The organism is Streptomyces glaucescens (genome assembly GCF_002154375.1).
GTDB classification, from domain to species: domain Bacteria; phylum Actinomycetota; class Actinomycetes; order Streptomycetales; family Streptomycetaceae; genus Streptomyces; species Streptomyces glaucescens.
Genome location: NZ_MUND01000585.1, coordinates 1 through 5,939 on the forward strand (window position 1 = coordinate 1; position 5,939 = coordinate 5,939).

General features: G+C 71.1%; 7 protein-coding genes and 1 pseudogene. 6 read left to right on the forward strand and 2 right to left on the reverse strand.

Annotated elements, in window-relative coordinates; genetic code table 11:
* Positions 1–446: class I SAM-dependent methyltransferase (locus CCN42_RS32350; RefSeq protein WP_086740934.1), on the reverse strand; the 446-nt coding region annotated here is incomplete at its 3' end.
* 82 nt (positions 447–528) lie between these two features.
* Here CCN42_RS32350 and CCN42_RS32355 point away from each other — a divergent pair.
* The gene (locus tag CCN42_RS32355) at positions 529–984 is read left to right on the forward strand and encodes a flavodoxin family protein (RefSeq protein ID WP_086740935.1); all 456 of its coding nucleotides are present in this window, start codon (positions 529–531) and stop codon (positions 982–984) included.
* Between the two features lie 138 nt (positions 985–1,122).
* Entirely contained in the window at positions 1,123–1,647 is a 525-nt protein-coding gene (locus tag CCN42_RS32360; protein ID WP_086740937.1) for a hypothetical protein, read from the forward strand.
* Between the two features lie 201 nt (positions 1,648–1,848).
* Here CCN42_RS32360 and CCN42_RS45020 read toward each other — a convergent pair.
* A pseudogene (locus CCN42_RS45020) lies at positions 1,849–2,039 on the reverse strand (TetR/AcrR family transcriptional regulator); the annotation flags it as partial.
* Positions 2,040–2,120: 81 nt separating this feature from the next.
* On the opposite strand from CCN42_RS45020, the gene CCN42_RS32370 reads away from it, so the two are divergent.
* The 4 genes from CCN42_RS32370 to CCN42_RS32385 all read left to right on the forward strand — a co-directional run bounded on the left by CCN42_RS32370 (position 2,121) and on the right by CCN42_RS32385 (position 5,712).
* On the forward strand, positions 2,121–2,459 hold the full coding sequence (locus tag CCN42_RS32370; RefSeq protein ID WP_086740939.1) for a TetR family transcriptional regulator C-terminal domain-containing protein: 339 nt from the start codon (positions 2,121–2,123) through the stop codon (positions 2,457–2,459).
* Positions 2,460–2,632: 173 nt separating this feature from the next.
* Positions 2,633–3,226 (forward strand): isochorismatase family protein, encoded by a 594-nt coding sequence (locus tag CCN42_RS32375; protein WP_086740941.1) that lies wholly within the window; start codon positions 2,633–2,635, stop codon positions 3,224–3,226.
* A 264-nt stretch (positions 3,227–3,490) separates the two neighbouring features.
* On the forward strand, positions 3,491–5,323 hold the full coding sequence (locus tag CCN42_RS32380; protein WP_086740943.1) for an alpha/beta fold hydrolase: 1,833 nt from the start codon (positions 3,491–3,493) through the stop codon (positions 5,321–5,323).
* A 188-nt stretch (positions 5,324–5,511) separates the two neighbouring features.
* Entirely contained in the window at positions 5,512–5,712 is a 201-nt protein-coding gene (locus CCN42_RS32385) for a DUF1918 domain-containing protein (RefSeq protein ID WP_086173623.1), read from the forward strand.
* Positions 5,713–5,939: the final 227 nt, after the last annotated feature.

Below are 5,939 nucleotides of genomic sequence, written 5' to 3' on the forward strand. Positions count from 1 at the left end.
TCGAGGGGCACCGTCGCCAGCACCATGGGCCCGCCGGGCCGCAGGGCCCGCGCCAGCCGGCCGACCAGGGCGGACTGCTCCTCGCGGGACATCTGGAGCAGCGAGAAGTACGCGCAGACCGCGTCGAAGGAGCCGTCCTCGAGCGGCGTCTCGCGGATGTCGGCGCACCGGAACTCGGCGTCGGGCACCTGCCGCGCGGCCAGTTCCACCATCACCGGGGACACGTCCACACCCAGTACCCGGTGGCCGGCCCCGGCGAGCGTCTCGGCGGTCGGCCGTCCCGTTCCGCTGCCCACGTCCAGCACCCTGCTGCCCGGCTCCAGCCGTTCCAGCACCCACTCCAGCGACGCCCGGTGCGCCTCGGATCCCGCGAACGCCTTCTCGTACGCGCTGCCGAGCGCGTCGAACACCGTCGCGGCGTCCGGGCGGTGGTCCCCGTCGGTCACGCTGCCTCCTCCGGCTGGTCGTGCGTGGCGGGCATCGTCCCACCAGGGGAACCCGCATGACAACGGGCGTTAGGGTTCCGCCGTGGCCACCTTGCTGATCGTGCATCACACCCCGTCGCCGAACTGCCAGGCGATCCTCGAAGCCGTCCTCGCCGGGGCGACGACCCCGGAGATCGAGAACGTCCGTGTCGAGCGGCGCGCCGCCCTGTCCGCCACCGCGTCCGACGTGCTCGCCGCCGACGGCTACCTGCTGGGCACGCCCGCGAACCTCGGCTACATGTCCGGCGCGCTCAAGCACTTCCTCGACCAGGTCTACTACCCGTGCCTGGACGAGACCCGCGGCAGGCCGTTCGGCTACTACGTACACGGCGGCAGCGATGTCACCGGAGCCGTGCGGGGCATCGAGTCGATCACGACCGGCCTCGGCTGGCGCCGCGCGGCCGATCCGGTCACCGTGACCGGCGAGCCCGGCAGGGCCGACCTGGAGGCCTGCTGGGAACTGGGGGCGACGGTGGCGGCGGGCCTCATGCCCCAGTGAGCCGCCCGCCCCGGCCCCCGACCCCGAGAATGTGGGCGAAGCCACGTCCCGGACGAGGTCTCGGCCATGTCCATCCGCCCGGGCACCGGGATACCTTTTTGGCCCATCCCCGTTCCCGGCAGCTCGGACGGCCCGCCAGTGCTCACCGATCTCTCTCCGCTCATCGCGGCGACCGCGCAGTGGCTCACGCGCGCCTACCCGGCGTCCGGTGGTGCCCTGGCCGCGGCCCTGTGCGAGGCGCAGGCCCGGCAGGCGGTCACGGTCGCGGCCTGCCTGCGCTACCCGACGCCCACGGACGCCGCGCTGGTCACCCTGGCCGGCCCGGGCGGATCGGGCCGCCTGGACTGGATCACCGGCGCCGACACTGCGGCCGGTGCGGAGCTTGAGGACACCGCCTGGCGCACCTGGGTCGACGAGGTCGTGGCCAGCTGGGCCGCCTGCCTGCTCACCGACCCGGAACTGGCCCGGCTGGCCGTGTCCGCCGTCACCGAGGGCACGGCGGGGAGCGCGCCGGTCGAGTTCCGCCGCCTGATCGACCCCGATGTGCGTGACATACGGGCCGCGGCCCTGCTGCGCCACCCCGACCTGCTCGCCCCGGTCGCGGAACTGCACCAGGACCACCTCCTGGACCGGCTGGGACCGGACCAGGCGCTCATCGCCTGAGCGGCGATACGTCGGTACCGGGAGCTGGTCGAAAAAGTCGGCCAGGCCCAGGGGCGTCGTAGGCGTGGCCCTCCGACGGCTCCGCCTCCAGCGCGCGCGATGTCGCCGACCCCGGCCCGCGAGCTGCCGAAACGAGCCTCGTGCACGGAGTGACGAAACCTCCACGTGACGGGCCTGCAGCGTGCTGGGCGAGTGCGCGAGCCGCAGCCGTGGTGCCGGCGTCAGCCGTGTAGGCGCTCCCGTCTCAGGTGCGGTGCGGAACGCCTCGATCACGTAGGCGTCGAAGCGCCGGGAGACCGTGGCCCGGCCGACGTGCGGTGTGTCCTCCAGGCCCCGGTGGCCATGAGCATGAGGATCAGGTCGTCGATGACGAAGCCGGGGCGCAGTGCACCCCCGGGCACCTTGCGCGGCCCCATGGGCCCTGGCCGCACCCGCCGTCACCTTCGGCGTTACGAGCAGGCAGGCGCTGTCCGGTGTCGTCGGCTCGCTCATCGATCGAGTCCTTCCAGGACGACCGGACGCTGTGGCTGGCCACGGTCGAAGCCCGGCCCCAGGCGGAACACTCCGACGATCTGCGCCGCCATCCGGCCGCCAGTCAGGCCCAAGGCCGCCAGGGCCTGGCCGCGCTGCTGCTCGGCACACCCGAGGACGAGGTCGGCGATGCCGCTGCCCGCCCCCTGGGCGCCGCGCAGATGGCCCTGTTCACCGGCCTGACGACGCAGTGGCTCACCGAGCCCGGCCAGGCCCCCGAGGCCGCCGGGATCGTCGCGGGGCTACACGCCCTCACCGGCATCGTCGACGCACAGCAGTAGCAAGGCATCGACCAAGCCCTCCCGGGTCGCCGGAGCCGTGCCCGGTGGTGCCCGCCATGGGGTCACCCGTTCGGCGTAGCCGGTCGGGCGCTCCCTGCTGTGATTGCCCAGCATCGGTAGGGATGGCCGCAGTGGTTCGCGCCTGTGTTCCACCGTGCTGAGAGGTAGTCGTGATGAGCCGGGGATTGATCGTGGTGGATGTGCAGAACGACTTCTGCGAAGGGGGCAGCGTTCCCGTCGAGGGAGGGGCGCGGATCGCCTCGGCGATCGCGGGTCTGGTCGAGCGGAGCGCGGGGCGTGAGTACCGGTACGTGGTGGCCACCCGGGATCATCACATCGATCCCGGCGGCCATTTCTCCCAGACCCCGGACTTCCGGGACAGCTTCCCCGTCCACTGCGTGGCGGGAGACGAGGGAGCCGACTTCCACCCGCATTTCGCACCCGCTGTCACGGACGGCAAGGTGCATGCCGTTTTCTTCAAGGGCGCCCACAGTGCCTCCAAGAGCGGCTTCGAGGGCGCGGACGCGGAGGGCACACCGCTGGCGGACTGGCTGCGCAGCCGCGGGGTCGAGAAGGTCGACGTGGTGGGCATCGCCACGGACCATTGTGTACGCGCGACGGCCCTGGACGCCGTCGCGGCAGGCTTTCGCACGCGCGTACGTCTCGACTACTCGGTCGGGGTGGCCCCGGACACGACCGCGGCCGCCCTCGACGACTTCCGCCAGGCCGGTATCGCGGTTTCCGGCAAGTCACCGGTACCGAGATAGTCCTGGGACCGGCGCGCTCCCGCGGGCCCCTCAACACCACATGAGGGCTGTCGCGATGCGGTAACCGATTCCCGCGGGGCGTGCGGGGTGCTCAGGGAGCGCTCGAATCGCGCTGAGTGGTGGCCGTGCTTCCGCACCCCCTGCGGCCTTCGCCGTCGGTGAAGGAGTGGGCCGACAAGATCGGGGAATCGCCGGGACTCCGGCGGACGGCATGCGCCGGCGGTGCCTCACGGTTCGGTCGGCGACAGCGAGAGGACGGGCATCGTGAGCCACCCGCACAACAACGACGGCGTGGGTACCGCAGCACAGTTGAGCCGGATCGCCCGGCACGGCATCTACACCTCGCCCACCTCGCTGGATCCGGCCGCCGCCCACGTCGCCGAGGCGCTGATCGCTACCCTGGACGGCACGGCTGAGCAGCCGGTGCTGCCCCCCGACCTGCAGAGGCTGACGGAGCAGGTGCGGCAGAAGGCGGTCATCGGTTTTCCCCGCATCGCTGCCGAGGACGGCGTACGGCTGTCGGCGCACACGATCAAGCTCAAGACCGACGAGTCCCGTCCCGTGGTGATCGTGCCCGCCGGCTGGACGCCCCTGGGCTGGGGCCTGTTCGAGTACACGTACCTCCAGCTGGCGGTACGCGGCTACCACGTGCTGGCCTACACCCCCCGTGGGATCGGCCTCACGATGCCCGTGCCCGGTCAGGGCTACGTCGACGGGCCCTTCACCTCCGGAGGCACGATCGACGTGGCCGGACCTCTCGACTGGGCCGATGGCTTGACCGTCATCGAGTACGCGGAGAGGCACTTCAGTCCCAGCCGGATCGCCTTCCTGGGCGAGTCCTACGGCTCGGGTATCAGCCAGCTGGTCGCGGCGCACGATCCGAAGGAGCGCGTGGCCGCGGTCGTGGCCCTGAGCACCTGGGGCGACCTGGCGGCGAGTCTCTTCCAGCACGACACCCGGCACCTGGCGGCGGTGACCGCCCTGATCAACTTCACCGGCGGTCCGGTCGAGAGGAAGTTCGACGCGACCACTCGGCAGATCCTGGCGGACTTCCAGGCCGGCCGGAACCTCGACGCCGTGGTGAAGTGGGGCAGGAAGAGGTCGCCCTCCTCGTACACCGACGAGACCAACGCCCGCGGCGTTCCCACGTTCTTCTCCAACACCTGGCACGAGACACTGTTCCCGGTCAGCCAGGTCATCGAGCACTTCAACGGCCTGACCGTGCCCAAGCACCTGAACCTGTGGATCGGCGACCACGCCGCGCCCGAGAGCGCCGGTCTGGCCATCCCGTTCAGCGGGCCCAACGAGCCGGTCGAGGAGGCGTTCGCCTGGCTGGACCATCACGTGCGCGGGATCGACAACGCCGTACCCGCCTGGCCCGTGGTCAGGAGCCAGATCATGTTCACGTACGAGACCCGGACCGATCCGCAGACCGGAAGCACCGAGATCGTCACACCGGCCGCCCGTGAGTCGAGCCCGTCCTGGGAGGACATCACCACGTCCACCGAACGGTGGTTCCTGACGGCCGCCGCATCGGACGACCGTGACGGCGGACTGGGAACCGAACCGGAAACCGGCTGGCAGCGGGAGTTCATCGCCGGGCAGCCGACCGAGGCCATCGCGGCGGACGCCGTCATCACGAGCGGCCAGGCCGAGTGGAACGGCAACCCGAAGATCTACGTCACCGAGAAGTTCGACCGGCAGAACCTCGCCGTCTGGACGAGCGACCCGGTCGCGGCAGACAGCCGCGATGGCGCGGCACGCCGGATCCGGGGCATCTGCGACCTCACGCTGACCGTGCGCAGCACCGCCCGCTCCACGACCCTGGTGGCCTACCTCTTCGACCTGGGCCCCGACAGCATGGCTCGCATCATCACCCACGAGCCCCTCACACTCACCGACCTGGCTCCCGACCAGGATCACAGTGCCACCTGGAAGCTGCAGGCCGCCGGTTACGACCTGCCCCGCGACCACCAGCTGATGCTGGTCGTCACCAGCAAGGACCCGCTCTACTCGGACGCGAGCGTCGACGGCAGCACCACGACGATCAGCTCCCACGACGGCAGCCCCGCGTGCCTGACGCTGCCTCTGGGCTGATCCAGCACCAAGGGCGGGGCACGGCGCAGTGGGTTGTGAGACCCACTGCCCGGCCTCGTCGACCTCTCGGTCGTAGGCGGCCATGCGGGTGCCGCCGGCGCTGTCCGACGAGGTCATACCGCCGGCCCCCAATGCCGACCTGGCGCACGCCTGAGGAGGCGGGGCCCGTACTCGAAGAGGAGTTGGCCATGCATGCAAGCAAAGGTGACCGTCTGGTGGTCCACGGTCGTGTCGTTGGCAGGGAAGACCATGTCGTGGAGATCGTCGAGGTACTGGGCCCCGACGGAACGCCGCCCTACCGCGTGCGCGCGGAGAACGGACACGAGACGATCATGAGCCCCGGCCCGGATACCGTGGTCGACCACCGCAAGGCCGGGGACGTGACCTGAGACGGCAGGTGACGCCTTGAGGTGTGCTGCGTAGTCCGAAGGGCAGTGCGCGCGTGCGCGCACCCGACCTGGTCAGCCCACCACTGTCAGCTCGTGCGGCAGCCGGTGGAGCACCTCGTGGCCGTCATCGGTCACCAGCAGCAGGTCCTCGATCATGATGGCCCCGGTGTCCGAGGAGTACGAGGGGGTCTCCACCGCGAGCACCATGCCGGGCAGCAGCGGCCGTT

Bases quoted from the DNA above. Each gene is read 5' to 3' on its own strand.
- CCN42_RS32375 (WP_086740941.1), top strand. From the start codon at position 2,633: ATGAGCCGGGGATTGATCGTGGTGGATGTGCAGAACGACTTCTGCGAA.
- CCN42_RS32385 (WP_086173623.1), top strand. From the start codon at position 5,512: ATGCATGCAAGCAAAGGTGACCGTCTGGTGGTCCACGGTCGTGTCGTT.